The 22,930-nt window shown below is 65.5% G+C and carries 18 protein-coding genes and 2 tRNA genes; 10 read left to right on the forward strand and 10 right to left on the reverse strand.

The window, feature by feature from the left end; translation table 11 throughout:
• Window positions 1–298: 298 nt before the first annotated feature.
• The 6 genes from gyrB (at window position 299) to ACTWQD_RS01060 (ending at window position 6,328) form a co-directional block, all read left to right on the forward strand.
• Window positions 299–2,395: a DNA topoisomerase (ATP-hydrolyzing) subunit B gene (gene gyrB / locus ACTWQD_RS01035; protein ID WP_443194351.1), complete on the forward strand. Its 2,097-nt coding sequence runs from the start codon at window positions 299–301 to the stop codon at window positions 2,393–2,395.
• A gap of 60 nt (window positions 2,396–2,455) precedes the next feature.
• Complete coding sequence (gene gyrA, locus ACTWQD_RS01040) at window positions 2,456–5,191, forward strand: DNA gyrase subunit A (protein ID WP_443194352.1); 2,736 nt, start codon at window positions 2,456–2,458, stop codon at window positions 5,189–5,191.
• Window positions 5,188–5,823: a DUF3566 domain-containing protein gene (locus ACTWQD_RS01045; RefSeq protein WP_443194353.1), complete on the forward strand. Its 636-nt coding sequence runs from the start codon at window positions 5,188–5,190 to the stop codon at window positions 5,821–5,823. The genes gyrA and ACTWQD_RS01045 overlap by 4 nt, the downstream gene beginning before the upstream one ends.
• A gap of 96 nt (window positions 5,824–5,919) precedes the next feature.
• Window positions 5,920–5,993, forward strand: a tRNA-Ile gene (locus ACTWQD_RS01050).
• Window positions 5,994–6,063: 70 nt separating this feature from the next.
• The gene (locus tag ACTWQD_RS01055; RefSeq protein WP_224048067.1) at window positions 6,064–6,180 is read left to right on the forward strand and encodes a DLW-39 family protein; all 117 of its coding nucleotides are present in this window, start codon (window positions 6,064–6,066) and stop codon (window positions 6,178–6,180) included.
• A 72-nt stretch (window positions 6,181–6,252) separates the two neighbouring features.
• Window positions 6,253–6,328 (forward strand) — tRNA-Ala (locus ACTWQD_RS01060).
• 76 nt (window positions 6,329–6,404) lie between these two features.
• Here ACTWQD_RS01060 and ACTWQD_RS01065 read toward each other — a convergent pair.
• The gene (locus tag ACTWQD_RS01065) at window positions 6,405–6,773 is read right to left on the reverse strand and encodes a cupin domain-containing protein (protein ID WP_443194354.1); all 369 of its coding nucleotides are present in this window, start codon (window positions 6,771–6,773) and stop codon (window positions 6,405–6,407) included.
• Between the two features lie 116 nt (window positions 6,774–6,889).
• Between ACTWQD_RS01065 and ACTWQD_RS01070 the strand changes: the two genes are divergently transcribed.
• Window positions 6,890–7,804, forward strand: a complete 915-nt coding sequence (locus tag ACTWQD_RS01070; RefSeq protein WP_443194355.1) for a DMT family transporter — start codon at window positions 6,890–6,892, stop codon at window positions 7,802–7,804.
• A gap of 55 nt (window positions 7,805–7,859) precedes the next feature.
• On the opposite strand, the gene ACTWQD_RS01075 is transcribed toward ACTWQD_RS01070, so the two are convergent.
• Together ACTWQD_RS01075 and ACTWQD_RS01080 are read right to left on the reverse strand one after the other, a co-directional pair.
• Window positions 7,860–8,735: a glycosyltransferase gene (locus ACTWQD_RS01075; protein WP_443194356.1), complete on the reverse strand. Its 876-nt coding sequence runs from the start codon at window positions 8,733–8,735 to the stop codon at window positions 7,860–7,862.
• A 153-nt stretch (window positions 8,736–8,888) separates the two neighbouring features.
• The gene (locus ACTWQD_RS01080; RefSeq protein WP_443194357.1) at window positions 8,889–9,869 is read right to left on the reverse strand and encodes a hypothetical protein; all 981 of its coding nucleotides are present in this window, start codon (window positions 9,867–9,869) and stop codon (window positions 8,889–8,891) included.
• A 155-nt stretch (window positions 9,870–10,024) separates the two neighbouring features.
• Here ACTWQD_RS01080 and ACTWQD_RS01085 point away from each other — a divergent pair, with 155 nt between their 5' ends.
• Window positions 10,025–10,570: a peptidylprolyl isomerase gene (locus ACTWQD_RS01085; protein ID WP_066432183.1), complete on the forward strand. Its 546-nt coding sequence runs from the start codon at window positions 10,025–10,027 to the stop codon at window positions 10,568–10,570.
• Between the two features lie 9 nt (window positions 10,571–10,579).
• On the forward strand, window positions 10,580–11,458 hold the full coding sequence (locus ACTWQD_RS01090) for a rhomboid family intramembrane serine protease (protein WP_443194358.1): 879 nt from the start codon (window positions 10,580–10,582) through the stop codon (window positions 11,456–11,458).
• 1,137 nt (window positions 11,459–12,595) lie between these two features.
• Here the strand turns inward: ACTWQD_RS01090 and ACTWQD_RS01095 are convergent.
• Complete coding sequence (locus ACTWQD_RS01095) at window positions 12,596–13,201, reverse strand: DNA-3-methyladenine glycosylase I (RefSeq protein ID WP_443194359.1); 606 nt, start codon at window positions 13,199–13,201, stop codon at window positions 12,596–12,598.
• A gap of 121 nt (window positions 13,202–13,322) precedes the next feature.
• Window positions 13,323–13,577: a cell division protein CrgA gene (locus ACTWQD_RS01100; protein ID WP_443194360.1), complete on the reverse strand. Its 255-nt coding sequence runs from the start codon at window positions 13,575–13,577 to the stop codon at window positions 13,323–13,325.
• A 246-nt stretch (window positions 13,578–13,823) separates the two neighbouring features.
• On the opposite strand from ACTWQD_RS01100, the gene ACTWQD_RS01105 reads away from it, so the two are divergent.
• Window positions 13,824–14,465, forward strand: coding sequence for an anthranilate synthase component II (locus tag ACTWQD_RS01105; RefSeq protein ID WP_443194361.1), 642 nt, complete (start codon window positions 13,824–13,826; stop codon window positions 14,463–14,465).
• Window positions 14,466–14,489: 24 nt separating this feature from the next.
• On the opposite strand, the gene pknB is transcribed toward ACTWQD_RS01105, so the two are convergent.
• Genes pknB through ACTWQD_RS01130 form a run of 5 tightly spaced genes read right to left on the reverse strand, consistent with a single transcriptional unit; the run spans window position 14,490 to window position 22,928 of the window.
• The gene (gene pknB, locus ACTWQD_RS01110; protein WP_443194362.1) at window positions 14,490–16,436 is read right to left on the reverse strand and encodes a Stk1 family PASTA domain-containing Ser/Thr kinase; all 1,947 of its coding nucleotides are present in this window, start codon (window positions 16,434–16,436) and stop codon (window positions 14,490–14,492) included.
• Between the two features lie 3 nt (window positions 16,437–16,439).
• Window positions 16,440–18,260, reverse strand: a complete 1,821-nt coding sequence (locus tag ACTWQD_RS01115; protein WP_443194363.1) for a protein kinase domain-containing protein — start codon at window positions 18,258–18,260, stop codon at window positions 16,440–16,442.
• Window positions 18,257–19,723, reverse strand: a complete 1,467-nt coding sequence (locus tag ACTWQD_RS01120; protein WP_443194364.1) for a peptidoglycan D,D-transpeptidase FtsI family protein — start codon at window positions 19,721–19,723, stop codon at window positions 18,257–18,259. Before ACTWQD_RS01120 ends, ACTWQD_RS01115 begins: the two co-directional genes overlap by 4 nt.
• A complete protein-coding gene (locus tag ACTWQD_RS01125) occupies window positions 19,720–21,171 on the reverse strand; it encodes an FtsW/RodA/SpoVE family cell cycle protein (protein ID WP_443194365.1) in 1,452 nt (483 codons plus the stop codon). The genes ACTWQD_RS01120 and ACTWQD_RS01125 overlap by 4 nt, the downstream gene beginning before the upstream one ends.
• Complete coding sequence (locus tag ACTWQD_RS01130; protein WP_443194366.1) at window positions 21,168–22,928, reverse strand: PP2C family protein-serine/threonine phosphatase; 1,761 nt, start codon at window positions 22,926–22,928, stop codon at window positions 21,168–21,170. Before ACTWQD_RS01130 ends, ACTWQD_RS01125 begins: the two co-directional genes overlap by 4 nt.
• Between the last annotated feature and the right edge of the window lie 2 nt (window positions 22,929–22,930).

Raw genomic sequence — 22,930 nt, forward strand, 5'->3', positions numbered from 1 at the left:
TCCTGCACCCCCAGAGCCTTGCAGGCGGAATCCGTGGCCTCCCAGTGGCACTTTCCTCCCCGTTTAGGCCGCTGGAATGCGGGATTCGCCTCTATAGCACGGTAGAATCGTGGTAGATAACTGGGCGCCGGTGAAACGTTGACTGAGTCCGTTTCCGACGCAATTCCTCGCGTGCGTAAACGGAGCCTCACTCCAGCAAGAAACCGGCGCCGTCAGTGACGTGCCCGTTGGCAGTAGCTGTTTCCTCCGGGAAGGGGCACGGCCGGCCTTCAACGAAAAAGAGGAGTCGAAAGCGCCTGTGGCTAACGACAATGCAGAGAACCCGGCAGCGGAAAATGCCGCGAAAGCGGGAGAAGCGGTAACGGCGGGCACCCCGCCGGAGGCCGCCACCCCCCACGGCTACGGCGCCAGCGACATCACGGTGCTCGAAGGTCTGGAAGCTGTCCGGAAACGTCCCGGCATGTACATCGGTTCCACGGGTCCGCGTGGGTTGCACCACCTGGTCTACGAAGTGGTGGACAACTCGGTCGACGAGGCCCTGGCCGGGTATTGCACGCACATCGAGATCGTGTTGCAGGCCGACGGCGGAGTCAAAGTGGTGGACAACGGCCGCGGCATTCCGGTCGACATGCACCCCACGGAGCACAAGCCCACCGTGGAAGTTGTGATGACCATCCTGCACGCCGGCGGCAAGTTCGGCGGCGGCGGTTACGCCGTGTCCGGCGGCCTGCACGGCGTGGGCATTTCCGTGGTCAACGCGCTCTCCAGCCGGGTCGACACCGAGGTCCGCCGGCAGGGCCACGTCTGGCGGATGTCCTTCGCCGACGGCGGCAAGCCGCAGGGCAGCCTGGTCAAGGGTGAGGAGACCACCGAGACGGGCACCACCCAGACCTTCTACCCCGATCCCGCCATCTTCGAGACCACCGATTTCGACTTCGAAACACTCCGCGCCCGCTTCCAGCAGATGGCCTTCCTCAACAAGGGCCTGCGCATCACGCTCACCGATGAACGGCAGGCCGCCGAGGAACCGTCCGAGGACGGGGATCTCGATCTCGACGCTATCGCGACCGAAGGCGAAGTCCCCGCCGAGTTCCACACCGTGGTGTACCAGTACGACAACGGACTGCTGGATTACGTGAAGCACCTGAACTCCGGCAAGAAGGTGGACGTGGTCCACGAGGACGTCATTGCCTTCGAAACCGAGGACACGGACCGGCACATCGCCCTGGAAATGGCGATGCAGTGGACCAATGCGTACTCCGAGAGCGTCCACACGTACGCCAACACCATCAACACGCATGAGGGCGGCACCCATGAAGAGGGTTTCCGCGCCGCGATGACCTCGCTCATCAACCGCTACGCGCGGGAGAAAAGCATCATCAAGGAAAAGGATGACAACCTCACCGGCGATGACATCCGTGAAGGCCTGACCGCCGTTATTTCAGTCAAACTGTCCGAGCCGCAGTTCGAGGGCCAGACCAAGACCAAGCTCGGCAACTCCGAGGTCAAGGGCTTTGTCCAGCGCGTGGTGACGGATGGGTTGGGCGACTGGCTGGAACGGAACCCCGGGCCCGCCCGTGACGTGATCCGCAAGGCCATTTCCGCGGCGCAGGCCCGCATGGCGGCCCGCAAGGCCCGCGACAATGCCCGCCGTAAGAGCCCCCTGGAGTCCTTCGGCATGCCCGGCAAGCTCTCGGACTGTTCCTCGAAGAACCCGGAAAAGTGTGAGGTCTACATTGTGGAGGGCGACTCCGCCGGCGGTTCCGCCAAGCGCGGCCGTAACCCGGAGACCCAGGCCATTCTGCCCCTGCGCGGCAAGATCCTGAACGTGGAACGCGCCCGGCTGGACAAGGCCCTGGGCAATGCCGAGGTCCAGTCCATGATCACCGCGTTCGGCACGGGAATCGGCGAGGACTTCGACCTAGCCAAGCTGAGGTATCACAAGATCGTGCTCATGGCCGATGCCGACGTCGACGGCCAGCACATCACCACCCTCCTGATGACGCTGCTGTTCCGCTACATGCGCCCGCTGATTGAAAACGGCTACGTCTACCTGGCGCAGCCCCCGCTGTACCGCATCAAGTGGTCCAACGCCCCCCACGACTACGTCTACAGCGACCGCGAACGCGATGCGCGGCTGCTGGCGGGCCAGGCTGCGGGGCGGCGCATCCCCAAGGATAACGGGATCCAGCGCTACAAGGGCCTCGGCGAAATGGACTACACCGAGTTGTGGGACACCACCATGGATCCCGACCACCGCACGCTGCTTCAAGTCACCATGGACGACGCCCTGGCGGCGGACCAGACCTTCTCCACCCTGATGGGCGAGGACGTTGAATCCCGCCGGAACTTCATTCAGCAGAACGCCAAGGACGTTCGGTTCCTCGATATCTAGCGGCCGCAAGGCCCTGAGTATTCCCGGACTGATATATACCTGAAACGGAAAATATAGACGATGAGTGACGAAACACCCGAAGTTCCGGCCGGACCGGCCGACGGCGAGACCGTAGTCGAGGGCACCGTCCTCGGCACCGATGTGCTGATTGACCGGGTTGAACAGGTGGATCTGCAGACGGAAATGCAGCGCTCCTACCTCGACTACGCGATGGCCGTGATCGTGGGCCGCGCCCTGCCGGATGTCCGCGACGGGCTCAAGCCCGTCCACCGCCGGGTGCTCTACGCGATGTTCGACGGCGGCTACCGCCCGGAGCGCTCCTTCAACAAGTGCGCCCGCGTGGTGGGCGAAGTCATGGGCCAGTACCACCCGCACGGCGACACCGCCATCTACGATGCGCTGGTCCGCCTGATCCAGGACTGGACCATGCGGTACCCGCTGGCACTGGGCCAGGGCAACTTCGGATCTCCCGGAAACGACGGCGCCGCCGCCCCGCGGTACACGGAAACGAAAATGGCCCCGCTGGCCATGGAAATGGTCCGCGACATCGACGAGGAAACCGTCGATTTCCAGGACAACTACGACGGCAAGAACCAGGAACCCACCATCCTGCCGGCCCGTTTCCCGAACCTCCTGGTCAACGGATCCTCAGGCATCGCCGTCGGCATGGCCACCAACATTCCGCCGCACAACCTCCGCGAGGTGGCAGACGGCGTCCAGTGGTACCTGGCCAACCCGACAGCAACGCGCGAGGAACTGCTCGAGGAGCTGATCCAGCGGATCAAAGGCCCCGACTTCCCGACCGGTGCCACAATCCTGGGCCACAAGGGGATCGAGGATGCGTACCGCACGGGCCGCGGCTCCATCACCATGCGCGCCGTGGTCAACGTCGAGGAACTCCAGGGCCGCACCTGCCTCGTCGTCACCGAACTGCCGTACCAGGCCAACCCGGACAACCTGGCCATCAAGATCGCCGAGCTGGTCAAGGACGGCAAGATCTCGGGCATCGCCGACCTGCGCGATGAAACCTCGGGACGCACCGGCCAGCGACTGGTGATCGTGCTCAGGCGCGACGCCGTCGCCAAGGTGGTGCTGAACAACCTCTACAAGCACACCCAGCTGCAGGACAATTTCGCCGCAAACATGCTGGCGATCGTCGACGGCGTGCCCCGCACCCTGAGCCTCGATGCGTTCATCCGGCACTGGGTCACGCACCAGATGGACGTCATTGCCCGGCGCACCCGTTACCGTCTCCGCAAGGCCGAGGAGGAGGCGCACATCCTGCGGGCCCTCCTCAAGGCCCTTGATGCCCTGGATGAAGTCATTGCACTGATCCGGGCCTCGAGCACCACTGAGGCCGCGCGTGACGGCCTGATGGAACTGCTGGACATTGACGAACTCCAGGCCCGCGCCATTCTCGACATGCAGCTGCGCCGGCTCGCCGCCCTGGAACGCCAGAAGATCCAGGACCGCCACGCCGAACTCGAAGCCCTGATCGCGGAATACAACGCGATTCTCGCCTCCGAGGAGCGCCAGCGCGAGATCATCAGCGTCGAGCTGGCCGAAATCGTGGCCAAGCACGGCGACGACCGCCGCACCAAGGTGCTGCTGGGCTTCGACGGCGACATGTCGATGGAGGACCTGATCCCCGAAGAGGAAATGGTGGTCACCATTACCCGGGGCGGCTACGTCAAGCGGACCCGCAGCGACAACTACCGCTCGCAGCAGCGCGGCGGCAAGGGCATCAAGGGCGCCCAGCTGCGCGGGGACGACGTCGTCGAGCACTTCTTCGTCACCACCACCCACCACTGGCTCCTGTTCTTCACCAACCTTGGCCGGGTGTACCGGGCCAAGGCATACGAACTGGTGGAAGCCGGGCGCGACGCCAAGGGACAGCATGTGGCGAACCTCCTTGCCTTCCAGCCGGACGAGCACATTGCCCAGGTGCTGGACCTGCGGGATTACCAGCAGTCGCCGTACCTCGTGCTGGCCACCAAGCGCGGCCTGGTCAAGAAGACCCGCTTGGAGGATTACGACACCAACCGCTCCGCGGGCGTCATCGCGATCAACCTGCGCGACGGCGACGAACTGGTCTCGGCCCAGCTGGTCTCCGAAACGGATGACCTGATGCTCGTCTCCCGCATGGGCCAGTCCATCCGTTTCACCGCGACCGATGAGGCGCTGCGCCCGATGGGCAGGGCCACCTCCGGCGTTACGGGCATGAAGTTCCGCGAGGACGACGAACTGCTGGCTGCCGACGTCGTCACTGACGGATCCTTCGTCTTTATCGTTACCGAGGGCGGCTACGCGAAGCGCACCGCCGTCGAGGAATACCGCCTCCAGGGCCGCGGCGGCCTTGGCATCAAGGTCGGCAAGTACCAGGAGGAACGCGGACACCTGGTGGGTGCGCTGATCGTCCAGGAAGAAGATGAAGTCCTGGTGGTCATGGAGGGCGGAAAGGTGGTCCGGTCCTCCGTCGCCGGGGTCCCGGCCAAGGGCCGCGACACCATGGGTGTTATCTTCGCCAAGCCGGACAAGAACGATCGCATCATCGCGGTGGCGCGCAACAGCGAACGCGGCCTCGAAACCGAGGACGGTTCCGACGCAGAGGGTGCGGGCGAAAATGCCGTCGACCCCGGCGAAAGCCAGTCATCGGCGGCGGATGACGTAACGTTGGCTGAAGATACCGGATCCCGCGAGGGGTCCGCAGCGGAAGAATCAGCACCGGCCCCGGAGTCAGATGAGTCATCAGGCGATGCCGAGCTGGACGAAGACAACACCGGAGGTAACGAGTGAGTAATTCCGACTCATATCCCAAGCCGAACAGCGGCGTTCCCGGCGGAGTGCGGCAGCCCGCCTCAGCCCCGCGGGTGAGCGCACCGTCCCGGCCCGAGCAGCGCCCGGCAGCGGCCGGCGTTGCCGGCGCCCCGGTGCAGCGGCCGCAGGGTTCTGGCGTGCCGGGACAGCGTCCCGCGCAGGGTCCTGCCGCGCCGGGCCAGCGTCCGGGACAGGCCCGTCCGGGGCAGGGCACCAGCGGGCTGATCAAGCCCGCGCCCAAGGCCAAGGTCCGCCGCGCCCGCCTGCTGGTCAGCAAAGTGGACCCGTGGTCCGTCCTCAAGATGGCCTTCCTGCTGTCCGTGGCTCTGGGCATCGTGACCGTCGTGGCGGCCATTGTGCTGTGGACGGTCCTGGACCTGACCGGCATTTTCGACCAGGTGGACGGCCTGCTGGGGACTCTTGCAGGGTCCGAAGGCGGCGGCTTCGAGCTGAAGAAGGTGGCCTCGCTGGGGCAGGTGGCGTCGTTTGCCACCATCATCGCTGTCATCAACGTGGTTCTGCTGACGGCCCTCTCGATGCTCTCGGCGGTGCTATACAACATCTCGGCCACCCTTGTGGGCGGCATCGGCGTCACCCTCACGGACGACTAGATCCCAGATTTTCCCGGATTTTCGCGGGAAAATGCCTCGATTTGAGATCGGGCCGGGATGTGCTGTACAGTCATATCTCGGCCCGATGAGGCATCGGGGCGTATAGCTCAGGCGGTTAGAGCGCTTCGCTGATAACGAAGAGGTCCCAGGTTCAAGTCCTGGTACGCCCACGGAATCTGTACTGATTCAAGTGGAGGTCCGGTTGATATTTATTTATCGCCGAACCGGAACGGGGTGCATGTGAAGAAGTTGCTGGTTGTTGCAGCTACGATCGCAGGCGTCCTGCTCTACAAAAAAGTGCAGGAATCCGAAGCCCGGAAAACGGTCTGGAGCGAATCAACCGATACGGTTGATTAGCCCGGATTCCCCGGCCCGGGAGTTGGAAATCAACTCACCGAACTAGGGTATGATTGACGGGTTGCTTCTTATGGGGGCATGGCGCAATTGGTAGCGCACCTGCTTTGCAAGCAGGGGGTTCGGGGTTCGAGTCCCCGTGCCTCCACCATAGGAAAGGCTCCGGACCGCAGAAATGCGGTCCGGGGCCTTTTGCATTTCCTGCCTGGACTGCCGGGCAGCGGCCCTCATTCCTTGGGCTTGGCGTAGTCATCCATCCCCTGCCAGTCGATGAAGACGTAGGGCTCGTCACCGACAACCCAGGCATCGTGCCCCGGCGGGATGACGCCGTAGTCGCCCGGGCCGTACTCCGTTTCCTCGCCGTCGTCCATCACGACCTTGAGGCGTCCCGAAATTGTGTAGCCTTTGTGCGCCACCATGCAGCTGTCCGTCTGGGCAATCGGCTTGACGTGCTGCGACCACTTCCAGCCCGGCAGGAACGTCGCGCGTGCCACGGCGCCGCCGTCGAGATTTACGAGCTCTACCTGGCCCATTCCGTCCTTGACGGGGCGGGTTTCTTCGGGGTTGTCCAGGCTTTTGCGAATGGTTGAAGCCATGATGGTCTCCTTGAATAGGTGATGGTGAGACCGGATTTAAGACTGGCACCGCCAAATTTCGCCGTCAAGGACCCGCGGGCCCGCGGACGGCTCCACCGCCCCGCTACTGTTGGACCGTGAACTTCTTCCTGGCCGCGATCGGGGTGCTTGGTGTGGCCTCCTCCGGGCCGCTCATCGCCGCTACCCTGGGGGCAACCTCGGTCAGCGCCCTGGCCATCGCCTTTTGGCGCAACGCGATCGGCTCCGCCGTGATGGCCGGACCGGTGCTGGTCCGGGACCCCCGCCAGTTCGGCCGGGTCACCGGCAGTGAGTTCCGCTGGTCGCTTGCCGCCGCCGTGGCCCTGGCGCTGCACTTCGCCTGCTTCATCACGTCGCTGCAGTTGACCTCCGTCGCGGCGGCCACCGCGCTGGTCTGCCTGCAGTCCGGCTGGATTGCCGTTTTCCAGCTCTTCCGGGGGGTGAAGCACCGCTGGTCGGTGCTGGCCGGACTGGGGATCTCCTTTGGCGGTGTCATCGCCATTACCGGCTTCGACATGGGAACCTCCACAGAGGCGCTGCTGGGTGACCTGTTGGCGCTGGCGGGAGGCGCGCTGGCGGGCATTTACACCCTGGCCGGAGGGAAGGCGCGGCAGACCATGGGCACGGGCGTGTACACGACCCTCTGCTACGGGATGTGTGCTGCCGTTGTGGCCGTCCTGGCGCTCTTTGCGCAGCAGCCGTTGGCCGGCTTTGAAGCCGCCGGCTGGTTCGGCATCCTGGCCATCACGGTGTGTGCCCAGCTGATCGGGCACACTGCCTTCAACCACCTGCTCGCCACTATGAGCCCGCTGCTGGTGTCGATGATCATCCTGCTGGAGATTCCCGGGGCAGCGCTGCTGGCCGCCGCATTCCTCTCCGAGACGCTTCCGGCCGGGACCTACGCCGGGCTGGCGATGATCCTGGTGGGGCTCGCCGTCGTAGTTGTGGGTCAGCGGGGGTCCCGCCAGGTGCGCCGCGGCACGGCCCCGCTGGCGGAGCTGGGAACGGACTGATTCGTCGCCGTCCGGGTGGCGGTCGGAATGCAGCCTGGTCCGGGAGCCCGGCGGATTACTGGCCGCCGCGGCGGGCAGGTTGGGCGGTATTTACCGTGTGGATGGCACGCAGCAGCTTGGCCGGGAAGTACACCGAGAAAAAGACCACCATGGGGGCCTTGAGGGCCATCTTCTTGACGTTGTGCGCTTTATAGGTGCGATCAAAGCGCGTCACGTAATACCGGTAGTCGCGGGGCGAGTCTTCCAGCCGGCGCGCGGACATCCCCGAGACCATCTGCGGCCAGTACTGGATCCGGAGGTCATGGTCGGCCAGGTGCAGGGACAAATCGATGTCCTCGTGCATCTCGTCCTTTTCATCCCGGCACGCCTCGCTCCGGATGACCTCCCATGCGGACCGGCGGAGGGCCATGTTGGACCCGAAAAGGAAGTGGTACTGGTGCTTGGCGAGCCTGAGCATCAGCTGGCGCATTTTGTCATCGGCCTTCAAGCCAAAGCGCCGCATGGGCATGTCGTAGTAGACCACCGGGCCGGTCGCGGCGTGAACGGACTTGTCCCGGAAGGCTTTCTGCACCTGCTCCACCCAGTCGGGTTCCAGCACGGAGTCGGCGTCGATCCGCCCAAGGATGTCGCCGGTGGCGTGGTCGAGGCCGAAGTTGCGGGTAGGGATCAGTCCCTGGTCCTTGTCCTGGCTGAGCAGGATGATGGGGCTCTCGAGGTATTCCAGCTGCATCTGCCGGACGATCTCGGCGGTGCGGTCCGTCGACATGTTGTCGACCACGATGATCTCGTGGGCCGGGACGGACTGGTACACGGCGGCGATGAGGCACTGCCGGATGACGCTCTCCTCATTGAACGCAGGGATGACAATGGACACCGCCGGCGACTGCACGGCATCGTGTGAGGCGTCCTCAGAGGAGTTTTCGGGTGACATCCCCACAAATTTAGCACCACCGCGAATTTTCCTGCCCGGCGGCGGGCAGCTCCACGGCTACGAACTGGTAACCATCGGAGCTTAAAAAAGGGAGGGATCCCGCCTCCGGCGGAATCCCTCCCTCAATGGCTGCTTACGGCAGCCGGGCGCGGTTTAGGCGCCGGTGTTCTTGTCCGAACCGTTGTTCCGGCTCGCAGCAATGTTCTTGACTGCCGTCTTCGCATCGGTGGCAACCTTCGCGGAAGCGTCCGTGATGTCCTCAGCGGCGTCCTTGGCTGCGTGCTTGGCGGTGTCGGCGGCGTCGTCGGTGGACTTGGCAGCGTCGGCCGAAGCATCCGCGACGGCGTCCGCAGCTGCAACCGTGGCAGCACCGGCCTGGCCGGCTGCATCCCGGGCAGCGTCCTTGACATCACTGACCGTGGTGGCCGGGGCTGGTGCCGGCGTTACCGGCGCCGGGGTCTTCCACGGGTCCTCGACCGGCTTGGAAGCCTTCCATGCGGCAGCAGCGGCGGCGGCAGCCGCAGCGATGATGCCGAAGATCAGCCATCCGCGGTGCTTGGACTTCTGCGGCTTCGCTACCTCGATGTTGACGGCCTTGCCGGCCTTTTTGGCAACGACCTTGGCGTGGCCTTTTGCGGTCTTGGCCTGTTCCTGAACCGCGTGGATGATCCCTGCCTCGCTGAGCTTCTGGGCAACCGCGTCCACATGGGCCGGGGCGCCTTCAAGCGTGCGGTGCACGGCGTCGGAGGCGTGGCCGATCTGGTCGGAAAGCCTCGGCAGGTACTCGACGACCACCCGGTCGCGGGCGTTTGCCATCACCGGAGTGGCCCTGTCCACGACCTCGTGGAGGCGAGGAGTGGCATCCTCAACCGCGTCATTGATTTTTGGTGCGAGCTGGGCCAGTCCGTCCTGGAGACGCGGGGTCACCGTCGCAACGCCGCCGGCAAGATTGTATGCTGCGGACTTGAGACCCTCCTGGATCTTGGGAGAAGCGGTGTCCAGACCCTGCTGCAGACGCGGAACGGCCCAGCCTACTGCTGCCTCCACTCGAGGTGCGGCCCAGTCCTTGGCGGTTTCTACCCCGGTGCTGACTGACTGCTCCAGCTCACGGGCAATACGATCCGTTTTCTTCACAACTACCTCCCGATTAATGTGACGGTTCTGCTGTTAGCCTACGTGTCCCGGACCTCACCGGCTATTCTTCAGGCCGATTTTGGGCGGATTTCACCCAGCGCGGAACTGGCGGACCGGCCCTTTGCGCAATTGCCTGTCATGGAAGAATAGGGGCTATGACTGCCATCGCAACCGCAAAAGCAACCATCCACACGAGCATGGGCGACATCGTCGTCAACCTCTTCGGCAACCACGCCCCCAAGACGGTCGATAACTTTGTCGGACTGGCCACGGGCGAGAAGGCCTGGACCCACCCGGAGACCGGCGAGGACAAGACCGGTACGCCGCTCTACAACGGCACCATCTTCCACCGCATCATCAAGGACTTCATGATCCAGGCCGGCGATCCGCTGGGCCGCGGCGTCGGCGGACCGGGCTACAAGTTCGATGACGAGATCCACCCGGAACTGACGTTCAACGAGCCCTACAAGCTGGCCATGGCGAACGCCGGCATCCAGATGGGCCGCGGCACCAACGGCTCGCAGTTCTTCATCACCACCATCCCCACCGGCTGGCTGCAGGGCAAGCACAGCATCTTCGGCGAAGTGGCGGACGAGGACTCCAAGAAGGTTGTTGACTCCATCGAGGGTGTCCGTACCGGCATGGGTGACCGCCCGGTCGAGGACGTCACCATCAACAGCATTGACGTAGAAAAGCTCTAAAGCCAGCGCATGAGCTACGGAATTCCGGCGGCAGAGCCGTCCGCCCAGGTCCCGGTGTGCCCCCGGCACCCGGACCGCCCCGCCTACGTGCGCTGCCAGCGGTGCGGGCGCCCTGCGTGCCCCGACTGCCAGCGGGCGGCCGCCGTCGGATTCCAGTGCGTTGACTGTGTCAACGAAGCAAAACGTTCGACGCCGGACGTCAAGACCGTCTACGGCGGCGCCGTGACCACCGGCAGGCCAGTGGTTACGCTTTCCCTCATTGCCCTCTGCGCCGTGATGTACGTGCTGCAGTGGATCGTCCCCAACGACGCGATTTACCGGAACCTGGCGTTCGCTACGGTCTATGCCAGCCCGGAATACGGGGTCTTCGAACCGTGGCGGATGCTGACCTCCGCCTTCCTCCATTCCCAGGGCTTCATCCTTCACATCGCGCTCAACATGTACATGCTGTGGGTGTTTGGACAGGCACTCGAGCCGCTTCTGGGACGGATCCGTTTCCTGGCGGTGTACTTGCTGTCTGCCCTCGGCGGTTCCGTCGGGTATCTCCTGCTGACTCCCGGATACGTCCCGGGCCAGCCCCTCAGCGGCGTCGTCGGCGCCTCGGGCGCCATCTTTGGACTCTTCGGCGCCATGCTGGTGGTCCAACGCCGCCGCGGTGGCGACACGAGGCAACTCTGGGTGCTGATCCTTATCAATGGTGCTATCGGCTTCGTGGTCCCCTCGATCGCCTGGCAGGCCCACCTTGGCGGGGCGGTCACCGGCGCCCTCTGCGCCGCCGTCCTGGCGTACACGCCCCGCGGCCCGCGGCAGGGTCTGCTGCAGGCCGGCGGGCTCCTGCTGGTACTGGCCCTGTTGATTGCAATCTCGGCCATCGGGGTGGCCACCTAGCCGCGCATCCGCCGCCTGCTGCGCGTCCCCGCTCCGCTTGCTCACCCTTGTCAGGTGCGCGCCCCTTCCCCCGCTGACCTGCCCTGCACCTCCGCACTTCCCGCCTGCTGAGTCCCCGCGGACGGGCGACGCTCCGGCCCAGTTACCGCGTGCCTAGAGGGACCTCGGTGTCCATAAACCCCTGGTTTTCCGGGGTTGCGCCGGCGTCGGCGGGGAAGTAACCGGGCAGGAGCGTCGCGCCTCCGCACTTCCCGGCGCCCGGCAGGCCGTTCATTGAGGCCCGGGCCCCAGAAATGCCCCCTGCGGTGAGCTTTACCCACAGCATTCGCCCGTTATCCACAGCCACGCGCGGGTCCACACCCACGTGCGCTCTGCAATGACGGCTGCATTCTCTTCCCACAGCCCGGTTCGAAGGAACGGTGTTCCCACGCGCCCGTTTACTTGTCCACAGGGGTTATCCACACTGTTAGTAACTTACAAGGCTGTAGTTCAGAGCGTGGTGCCGGATCTGAGAGCCACAACTGGCGATTTTGTGCCGGCCGGCTTCACAGTCTCCACAGTTGTGGATAACTTCTGTGGGAAGTCCTGTGGTTAAGTGGACAACCGGGCGGTATAGCGGGCAGTTGACCCTTGAAAACCCGCAAAATCGTCGACTCCGGCTCCGTCGAGCGCCCCACAACGGTATGCACGGAGCGTTTACATCAGATTTCAACAGCGTTATTCACAGTGTTAATAACGCCGCGCAGGGTGTTTACTGCGGCAAACTTCGCGGCACACGGCGTCAGGATGCCCCCAGCTGGGGCCGGATGCCGCACTTATCCCCACCTGTGGATAAGTTGTGGGTACTGGCGTGTTAGCAAGTGGATAACCCGCCGCTCCGGAGAACGGTGGTGTGCCATCCCTGCATCGCGGGTCTCACCCTGTCCCACGTCGGGGCCGGGTGTCGGTCCTTGGCCCAAATGCCACTTATCCACAGTCGATCCACACTGTTAATAACTCACGTGCATGTACTTCCGTTGAGTTCACCGCGCGGAGGCCCGATCTGAGGGCCACAGTGCACGGGTGGCGGGGCTGAAGCAGCTGAAGTCACCGCCCAGTTATCAACACTGTGGATAACTTAACGGGAGTTGTGCACAGTCAGCGGGGCCAAACTCCTGACGATCCGCGACGGTGGCTGTCCAGCAGGTGGGTGTCGATCATGCCGATCGCTTCCATCAGCGCGTACATCGTTGTGGGACCCACGAAAGCAAAACCGCGTTTGCGCAGCGCCTTGGACAACGCGACCGACTCTGCCGACGTGGTGGGTATGTCCTCGTGGCGCGTCGGCTCCGGAGTAGCGTCGGGCTGGAAACCCCATACGAAGTCCACCAGGCCGCCGTCGTCCCGCAACGCGATGGTGGCCTGTGCGTTAGTGATGGCGGCCCGGATCTTGCGGCGGTTGCGGACGATTCCGGCGTCGAGGAGAAGACGCTCCACGTCTGTTTCAGTAAAAGCGGCCACCGTCTCGGGGTGGAAATCGTGGAACGCGGCCCTGAAAGCCGGACGCTTCCTGAGGATGGTGGCCCATGAGAGCCCGGCCTGGAAAGCCTCCAGGCTGATCCGCTCATAGAGGCCCTGTTCGTCGCGGACCGGAAGTCCCCACTCGGTGTCGTAGTACTCGCGCAGCATCGGATCGACGGCTGCCCACGGGGGCCGGGCCAGTCCGTCGTCGCCGATTACCGAACCGGTTACTGCCGGGGCCATGGGTGTTCCTTCGCTAGGGGCGTCCGTTGTCCCAGCATTATCAGTCCACCGGCGGCCGCCGCGCCAACGAAAGAAAGACCGGCACGCAGGGTGTACCGGTCTTTCCGTCGCAGGGGAGGCGTCAGGAACGCCAGCGGGTGGTCATGAGGAAGCCGATGATGGCAATCCCAAAGCCGGCGATGATGTTCGCAGACCCCCAAGCCGCCACAGGATAGGCGCCTTCGCTGATGTAGAACGTGATGATCCACAGGAGCCCGATGATCATCAGCCCGAACATCACTGGCTTGAACCAGACGGGGTTGGGCTTGTAGGCCTGGGCGGCGGAGGTCTGCGGCGTCTCGGGGTTCGTCCTTTTACGGCGCTTTGACTCGGGCACGGGTCCTCCTAGGCGGCTGGAACAGGAGCGAGACCCCGGCTTGATATCCTGCAAGGAGGAATACACCGGGCGGTCAGCACGCTCTTGGTCTTGTTGAAGTTCATATTCGGAGCCAATTCTAGCTGTAGTTCAGGCCACAGTGGTTTTGGCTGTCCGCGTGCTGATATGGATGGTTCAGTCCCTTTTTCCCCGGGCGGCACAGGCCGCCCTGTTCACTGGCTCAACGATTGGTTCAGCAAGGCACCCATGAGTACAACCAAGATCCTCGTCGTCGACAACTACGACAGTTTTGTCTACACCCTGGTGGGCTACCTTCAGGAACTCGGTGCCGAGACGACTGTGGTCCGCAACGACGACGTCACCCTCGCCGAAGCGATCGATCTGGCGGAGGCGCGCGACGGTGTCCTCATCTCCCCGGGCCCGGGCAATCCCGCCGGCGCGGGAGTCTGCATCGAGCTGATCAAATGGTGCGGCGGCCACAACAAGCCCATGCTGGGAGTCTGCCTGGGGCACCAGGCGCTGGCTGAGGCCTACGGAGGCACGGTGACTCACGCCCCGGAGCTTATGCACGGCAAGACCTCCCTCGTGGAGCACCACGGCGCCAGTGTCTTTACCGGGCTGCCCTCTCCCTTCACCGCGACCCGCTACCACTCCCTGGCCGCCGTCCGGGCGAGCATCCCCGAGGTCCTCGAGATCACTGCGGAGACCGCGACCGGGGTTGTCATGGGGCTCCAGCACCGCACCGCCCCCCTGTGCGGCGTGCAGTTCCACCCGGAGTCCGTGCTCACTGAAGGCGGGTACCAGATGCTCGGCAACTGGCTGGAGTCGCTGGGCATGGCCGGCGCCGCCCAGCGCGCCGCGGCACTGAGCCCGCTCATCCAGCACTAGCGGGCCAGCCCTGCAGGGGCGGAATCAGTCGTCCTTGCTGCTTTTGGTGGAGGTGGGGGTCGGAGTGGGGGTGGGGCTCGGCGACGGCGGGGGCGGCGGCGCCTTGGCCACGGTGACGGCGACCGTCTTGCCCTGTTCCACGAGGGATTCCGCGGCATCCGCCTGACCGGTGACCTTCCCCGGTTCCACCTGGGAGTTTTCGACTTCCGTGGCGCTCATGCCGAGGCCAAGGGCCTTCAGTGCGGTTTCAGCCTCTGCGATGGGGAGGCCGACCAGCTGCGGCACCGCCACTTTTCCGGTGGACACGATGATTTCGACCGTGCTGCCCACCGGGACGTTCTGCCCCGGCGCAGGATTGGTGGTGATCACGATCCCGGCCGGAACCGTGGCACTGTTGGCCATGGTGGTCCCCGGCGCCCCGACGAGGCCCTTCTGGCGCAGCACGTCCCGGGCGGCCGCCTCGGTCCGCCCGGGCAGATCCGCCGGGATGGTGATGACGCTGGGACCTTCAGAAATATTAAGAGTGATGTCCGAATCCGGGTCCAGTGAGCTTCCCGTGGCCGGCACAGTGCCGATCGCGATGCCCTTGGCAATGGTCTCGTGCTGCATCCGGCTCAGCTGCGGCTTCAATCCGGCGTTGTACAGCTTCTGGAGAGCCTCGGTCTCGGTCAACGACGTCACCGAGGGGACCAGGACCTTCGCCACCGGAGGCGGCGGCTGGTTCATCATGTTGTAGAGCCAGAGACCGCCTCCCGCCAGCACCAGCAGGGTGAGGATCATCAGTGTCGCGATCCAGGTGCGGCGGCGGGACTTCTGGCGCGGTGTGTGTTCGCGCTCGGGGGGCAGGACCAGCGGCAGACTCCCGGTGTCGGCCTCATCGTATCCGCCCGGCGCCATCGCCGCGTCCTCGTCAGCCGCTGCCTCGAGCGGGCGGAGCCTGCCGGTAGGGGTCTCGTCAAGGAACTTGGCGCCCGTGACGGAGAATGCGGCGGTCGGAATGCCGTCCGACGTCGGCACAGTGTTCTGGGGGTCGGTCGCCGCTTCGCTTGCGGCCGGCGGGGTGACCCCAACGCCGCTTCGCGCCGCCCGGAGGGCGCGGCGGAACGCTGCGGCGTCCTGGAAGCGGTCCGCACGGTTCTTCTGCAGCGCCTTCATCAGGACGCTGTCGAGTGCCTCCGAGACGTCCGGATTCAGGCTGCTGGCCAGTTCAGGGATTTCGCGTACATGCTGGTAGGCCACGGAAACGGGGCTGTCGCCGATGAACGGCGGCCGGCCCGCCAGCATCTCGTACAGCAGGCAGCCGGCGGAATAGAGATCGCTGCGGGCGTCCACGGTCTCGCCGCGGGCCTGCTCCGGAGACAGGTACTGGGCTGTCCCCACCACGGCCTGGGTCTGGGTCATGGTTGCCGCCGAGTCGGCCATGGCGCGGGCAATGCCGAAGTCCATGACCTTGACGCTGTTGGAATCAGGGCAAAACATCACATTGGCCGGTTTGATGTCGCGGTGGACGATCCCGGCCTTGTGGCTGTAGTCCAGCGCGGCGAGGACGCCCAGCGTGAAGTCGATGGCCTGGTCGATGGTGACCTCTTTGGCCCGGATGAGGTCCCGGATGGTCTTGCCGGAGACGAACTCCATCACGATGTACGGAACCCGGACGGTGTCCTCGTGGTCGCCGGGGACGGCGTGGTCGCCGGTGTCGTAGATGGCCACGATCGAGGGGTGGTTCAGGGCGGCGACAGCCTGGGCCTCGCGCTTGAACCTGGCCTGGAACTGGGGGTCCCTGGCCAGATCCGGCCGCAACAGTTTAATGGCCACAGTGCGTCCCAGGCGGGTGTCGATGCCCCGGAAGACATCGGCCATGCCGCCGCGGCCGATCAGCTCACCCAGCTCATAACGCCCGCTGAGGATGCGCTGCGTGTTCACGGGGCCGCGATCCTCCCGGTGTGATGGAGTGCGGGGTGGAATGGACATGGGCTACGTTCCCGTGGGACTCGGGGTGGACGTTGCGGCCGGGGCCTTCGCCAAGTGGTAGGTCACGACGGAACCGGCCGGTACCTTGCTGCCGGACGCCGGCTCGGAGCTTACGAAGGTGCCCGCTTTTTCGTCCTTGCTGGTCGGGTTGACGTCGGCCCCCTTCGCCCAGCGCAGGCCGGCGTTCTGGATGGCCTGCTGGACCGCGGCCTCGCTCGCCCCGGACTGGAGCGTCGGGACCGTAACGGTTTCCGGGCCCTTGGAATAGCTCACCGTAATGGTGGTACCGGGCTGGACCCGCCCGGACGGATTAATGTCGACGACGGTACCGGGAGCGGAATCGTCGAAGACCTCGGCACCGTCCACAGTCAGTCCCAGTGCGCCCAGTTCGCTGCGGACCTCGTTGTACTGCCGCCCCAGGTAGCTCTCCGGAATCACGTTGATCGCGGCAGGCGTGGACTGGGTGGGCGCTGCGGAGCTGGTGGTGGGGCTGGGACTCGACGAAGTGGGCGAGGCGCTGGTGGTGGTCGGTGTGGCGCTGGTGGTGGTGGCAGCGGCGCTGCTGCTGGCCGGCGTCTCCGGGAAGAGGATTCCCGCCTGGGTCAGCATGACGCCCACCAGCGAGAACAGCACCAGCAGGATCAGGGCAATGAGCGGCCAGGTCCACGGGCTGCGGCCGCGGCGTTTCGGCTCCTCGACGGGCTCGTCATAGTCGTCATCATCATCTTCTGGGACCCAGTTCCGTTCCGCGGCGAGGGCATCGGCGCGCGAGAGGGTGTTGCGGGCACCGTACGCACTGGCGGCGGCTGCGCCGGCAGCGACTCCTGCCGCGGCCCCTGCGCCGGCAGCGCCCACCACCGGCAGTGCCGAGGTGGCCGACGTCGTCCGGTCTGCGGTGCCGATGACGCCGGTCGCCGCCGTCGGGAGGTCTACCGGCGCCGTGATGGGGCCGGTGGCCGCCTCGAAGAGGAGCATGCCCGGAACGGCGGCGTGCGCCTTGGCGATGTCACCGTTCCGGATGGCTTCGGCGGCTTCGGACAGCTTGAGCGCGTCGGCCGGGCGGTTCTTGGGGTCCTTGGCGAGCATGGACATCAGCAGCGCACGCACCGGCTTGGGCAGGGTTTCGGGCAGCGGCGGCGGGGCATCGTTGACCTGGGCCAGCGCGATCGCGATCTGCGATTCGCCGGAGAACGGGCGGTGGCCGGTGAGGCATTCGTAACCGATCACCCCGAGGGCGTAGATGTCTGACGCGCCGGTGGCGACCTGGCCCGTGGCCTGCTCCGGGGCCAGGTACTGGGCGGTGCCCATCACCTGCCCGGTCTGGGTCAGCGGAACCTGGTCCGCCAGCCGGGCGATGCCAAAATCGGTGACCTTGACGCGGCCGTCCGGGGTGATCAGCAGGTTGCCCGGTTTGATGTCGCGGTGCACCAGGCCCTGGGCATGGGCCACGGAGAGCGCGCGCGCTGTCTGGGCGATCATGGACAGGGTGCGGTCCGGCGAGAGCACCTGCTCGTGCTCGATGATGCTGCTCAGCGGCTGGCCCGGCACCAGCTCCATGACCAGGTAGGCGGAGCCTTCCTCCTCGCCGTAGTCGAAGACGTTGGCAATGCCCACGTGGTTGAGGAGCGCGGTGTGGCGTGCCTCGGCGCGGAACCGCTGGAGGAAGCCGGGATCGCCGGTGTACTCCTCCTTGAGCACCTTGATGGCGACGATGCGGCCAAGGATCAGGTCTTTGGCTTTCCAGACTTCTCCCATGCCGCCGATCGCAATTCGCGTGGTCAGCTGGAACCTGCCGCCGAGGGTGATTCCTGATGAAGGCCTCACTTGTTCAACACCGCCTCAAAAATCTTCTTCGCGTTCGGACTGGTTAGCTTTGCGCCGGTGGTGATGTCCACGCCTTCCATGACGATCGTGACAGCCACCTGCGGGTCATTCGCCGGGGCAAACCCGGTAAACCATGAATTGTTCAGACCGTTTCCGAGTTCAGCCGTGCCGGTCTTGCCGGCCACTTTGACGCCCCGGACTGCCGCCTTGCTGGCGATCCCGTCATCGACGACGCTGACCATCCACTCGTTGATCTGCCGGGCAATCTCCGGCGTGGTGGAGGTCCGCAGGGCCTGGGGCTTCGGTTCGCTGATGGGACGGAGATCCGGGGAGCGCACGGCCTTGATCAGGTTGGGCTGCATCTGCACCCCGCCGTTGGCGATGGCGGCCGTCATCTGGTTGATCTGCAGCGGCGTCGCCCGGACGTCGCGCTGGCCGATTGACGACTGGGCGAGGCTGGCGTCATCCAGTTCCTCGGTGTCTTCGCCCGGGAAGAAACTCGGTGCGGAGTCCAGCTTCAGCTGGTCGCCAAATTCCTGCCCGAAGCCGAACTTCTCCGCCTCATCCGCAATGGCCTGCTGGCCCAGATCCAGGGCGATGCTGGCGAACGGCGTATTGCAGGACTGCTGCAGGGCGAAAGCGAACGACGCCGTGTCGCGGGTGTAGCAGTTGCCGCCGGCGTAGTTGGGGAGTGTGTACTGGATGCCCGGGAAGGTCATTTCCGCCGGGTTGGGCAGGACGCTGTCCTTGTTGTACTTCCCCGACTTCAGCGCCGCGGAGGTGTCAATGAGTTTGAACACCGACCCTGGGGCCAGCAGCTCCCCGGTGGGTCCGCTGACGTTCTGGTTCAGGTTGATCCCGGGGACCTTGTTCAGTTCCGCGAAGTTGGCGGCCTCGGCCGCCGGGTCCTGCGTGGCGATCAGGTTGGGGTCGTACGAGGGCTTGGAAACCATGGCAATGACCGCGCCGGTCTTCGGGTTGGTCACGACGATGGAGCCGCGCTGGCCGTCCGGGATGAGGTCATACGCGAGCTGCTGGATCTCCGGGTCCAGGGTGAGCTCCACGGAGGCACCCTTGGGCTGGTTGCCCAGGAAGAGCTGACCCACGCGGTCCAGGAACTGCTGGTCGGAGCTGCCCTCCAGCTCCTTGTTCATCGACTTCTCCAGTCCCGTCACGCCGAAGCTTCGGGAGAAGTAGCCGGTGATGCCCGCATACGGTTCAGGCTGCGCGTAGGTGCGCTGGAACTTGCAGCTCTCGTCGGCAGGGACTGACTCAGCCACCGGGGTGCCGCCGACGATGATCGCGCCTCGGTCGTTGCAGTAGTTCTGCAGGAGCGTGCGCTTGTTCCACGCGTTGGCTTGCAGATCGTCCGCACCCACCACCTGAACGTAGCTGAGGGCGCCGAAGATGAGCACGAACATGGCGATCGCGGCAATCCAGGCATTCCGGATGGCTTGGTTCACAGCTTTACCGCCTCGGTGGGAGCGTCCGGACTGTTCCGTCCGCTGCCGGGCTTGGCAGCCGGTTTGGAAGGCATGGCAGGACTGACTTTCTGTGCGTCGGGTTCTTCGCCGGGTGCCAGCGGGGTGGTATCCACCGGGCCACGTGCCGTGTGCGAGATCATCAGCAGCAGTCCGACGATTATCCAGTTGGCCAGCAGCGACGAGCCGCCCGCAGCCAGGAACGGAGTGGTGAGGCCGGTGAGGGGAATGAGCCGGGTGACGCCGCCGATCACGACGAAGCACTGCAGCGCAACGGCGAAGGAGAGCCCGGTGGCGAGCAGCTTGCCGAAGGCGTCCCGGGTGCCGAGCGCGGCGCGGAAGCCCCGGGTGAAGAGGAGCAGGTACATCAGGACGATGGCGAAGAGCCCGATCAGGCCGAGTTCCTCGCCGAAGGACGCGATGATCATGTCGCTGTTGGCGAAGGGGACCAGGTTGGGCCGGCCCTGCCCGAGCCCGGTGCCCACAAGCCCGCCGTTGGCCATGCCGAACAGGCCCTCGACGATCTGCAGGCTGCCGCCGAACTCGCGGCCGTAGACCTCGTCGGTGAATGCGTTGATCCAGCCGTCAATCCGCAGGGCGACGTGGGAGAACACGCGGGAGGCCACGAAACCGCCGGCGGCGATGAGCCCGACGCCGATGATGACCCAGCTGATGCGGCTGGTGGCGACGTAGATCATGACCAGGAACAGGCCGAAGAACAGGATCGAGGAGCCCAGGTCGCGCTGGAAGATCAGCACACCGATGCTGACCAGCCATGCGGCGAGCATGGGGCCCATGTCCTTGAACCGGGGGAACTGGATGGGGCCGACCTTCCGGCCCGCGAGCAGGATGAGATCCCGGTTCGAGGAAAGATACCCGGCAAAGAATATGGCGAGCGTGATCTTGGCGATTTCGCCGGGCTGGAAGGTCATGGATCCGAACCTGATCCACACGCGGGCGCCGAGGATCTCACCGGCTGAGATGCCGGGAACCAGCGGGAGGATCAGCAGGCCTGCGCTGACGGCCAGGGAAATGTAGGTAAAGCGCCGCAGGATCCGGTGGTCTTTGAGGAACCAGATGACGGCAATCGAGACCGCCATGGCTACCAGCGTCCAGCGCAGCTGGTTGTTGCCGGTGTCCTCTCCGACCCGGTCCAGCCGGTGGATCATCGCGAGACCGAGGCCGTTGAGGGCCACCACCAGCGGAAGTATTACCGGATCGGCATATTTGGCGCGGAGGCGCAGCACCAGGTGGAACGCCAGGGCGGCGACGGCAAGCAGGCTCGACTGGAACCAGAAGTCGGTATCGAACGCTTTCTGCTTGTCGACGCCCACCAGGGCGTTGGCGCCGATACCGACCGCGAGGGCCAGCACCAGCAGGACCAGTTCGACGTTCCGCCGCGGCCTTGGCGTGGGATCTATGGGGGTCACTGGCCCACCTCGCATATCGGGGCCGTGGGTGACGGCGTGGCCGTGCCGGCGGCACCGGGGCTGGCCGAGGCATCCGGAGTGGCGGTTGCCGCCGGAGCCGCCGGGGCGGACGCATCCGGGGTCGGCGTCGGGGTCGCAGACGGCGTGATGCACTCGTCTGCGGGAGCGGTGGTGCCGGTGCGTTCGAGGTTCTTGACGATCCGCTGGGCGTCGTAGAGGTCCGTTGCCGGTACCGTCTGGCGCACGCGCTGCTGCGAGAACTCGGGCAGGTCCGACATCCGGATATCGGTCTCCGCTTCAAGGGTGGAAAGCTGGAGGGGACCCAGGCGCTGGGAGACCCCGTTGAAAATAGCCACGTGCTGGTTGTGCTCCCCGATGTAGTAGCGCGTCTGGGTCCAGGCGTAGCCGAGCCACAGTCCGAGGGTGAGAAAACCCACGATGGCCGCGGCGATGGAGATCGTCACCCAGCGGCGCGGCCGGCCGGCGGGTTTGTACTCCTCGGTCTCGTCCTTGGCCTGTTCCGATTTATGGGTCAGTACGGTGGCTGCCCGGCGGGCCATGGTGCGTCCAGCGATGGTGGGGATGGACCCGGTTTCCGCGGCAGTGGCGGCGGCGCCGACCAGCTCATGGGGGCGTCCGGCGAGTTCCTCGCGGAGGACCTCGGCGGAAAGGTGCTCACCGAGGTGCGGATCCGTGGAGGTGGCAGGCTCTCCTGCGCCGGCGGAGTTACCGTCAGTCGCCGCGGCCGCGGTATCCGCAGCCGGCTCGGCCGCGGTGCCCTTGGCGGCGGAGCCTGCGCTGGCGGCGGTGCCTGGTTTTTCCCCGTCGAGCGGGCCCTGCCGGGGCGCCCCGGCAGGCTTTGCAGCTCCGAACGTGCTTCCGGCCGGCCGGGCGGCGTTCGCGGACACGGCTGCAGCGGCCGGGGACGCCGTCGTGGGCGGGACAATCTCGACGGCGGCGGTGCGGACATCGTCCGTGGTCGGTTCGGCGATCTCAAGCATCACGATGGTGACGTTGTCGGGAGCACCGGCCTCGAGGGTGAGGTCGACCAGCAGTTCGACGCACTCGCGCAGGCTCTTTGTTTCCCGGACCGTGCGCTCCACCACATGGCCGGCCACGTAGTTCAGGCCGTCGGAGCACAGCAGCCACCGCTCGCCGGGTTCCACGTCCAGGGTCTGGAGGTCCAGTTCAGGGCTGGCATCGACGTCGCCGAGGACGCGCATCAGGACATTCTTGTGCGGATGGGTCTCCGCTTCTTCCGGCCGGAGGCGGCCTTCATCGATGAGGCGCTGGACGAACGTGTGATCGACGCTGACCTGCTCGAATTCACCGTTCCGCAGGCGGTACGCGCGGGAGTCGCCGATGTGGGCAAAGTGCAGTTTTCCCTCCGCGAGGAGGAGCGCCGTGACCGTGGTTCCCATGCCCGCCAGCTTGGGGTTCGTGTGCACCAGTTCGGAGAGGAGCGAATTGGCGGTCTGGATTTCGTCCGCCAGAACGGTGCCCGCGTCGCCGTCGTAGTCGTCCTTGTCCAGATGGATCATGTCGAGCACCGTGGCGGCCGAGGCGACGTCGCCTCCCGCATGCCCGCCCATGCCGTCGGCGACGACGGCGAGGTGGCGGCCGACGTACGCCGAGTCGTCGTTCTTCGCGCGCACACGCCCGACGTCGGAGCGCGCGGCGAAGCGCATGATGAGCGGCCGCAGCGGGGCAGCCGTGGTGCCTTCGGCCCTGTCTGCGGGGCGATCCGGGGCGGTCACGG

Origin of the sequence: Pseudarthrobacter sp. 1C304, from assembly GCF_052245515.1 — a bacterium.
GTDB lineage: Bacteria > Actinomycetota > Actinomycetes > Actinomycetales > Micrococcaceae > Arthrobacter.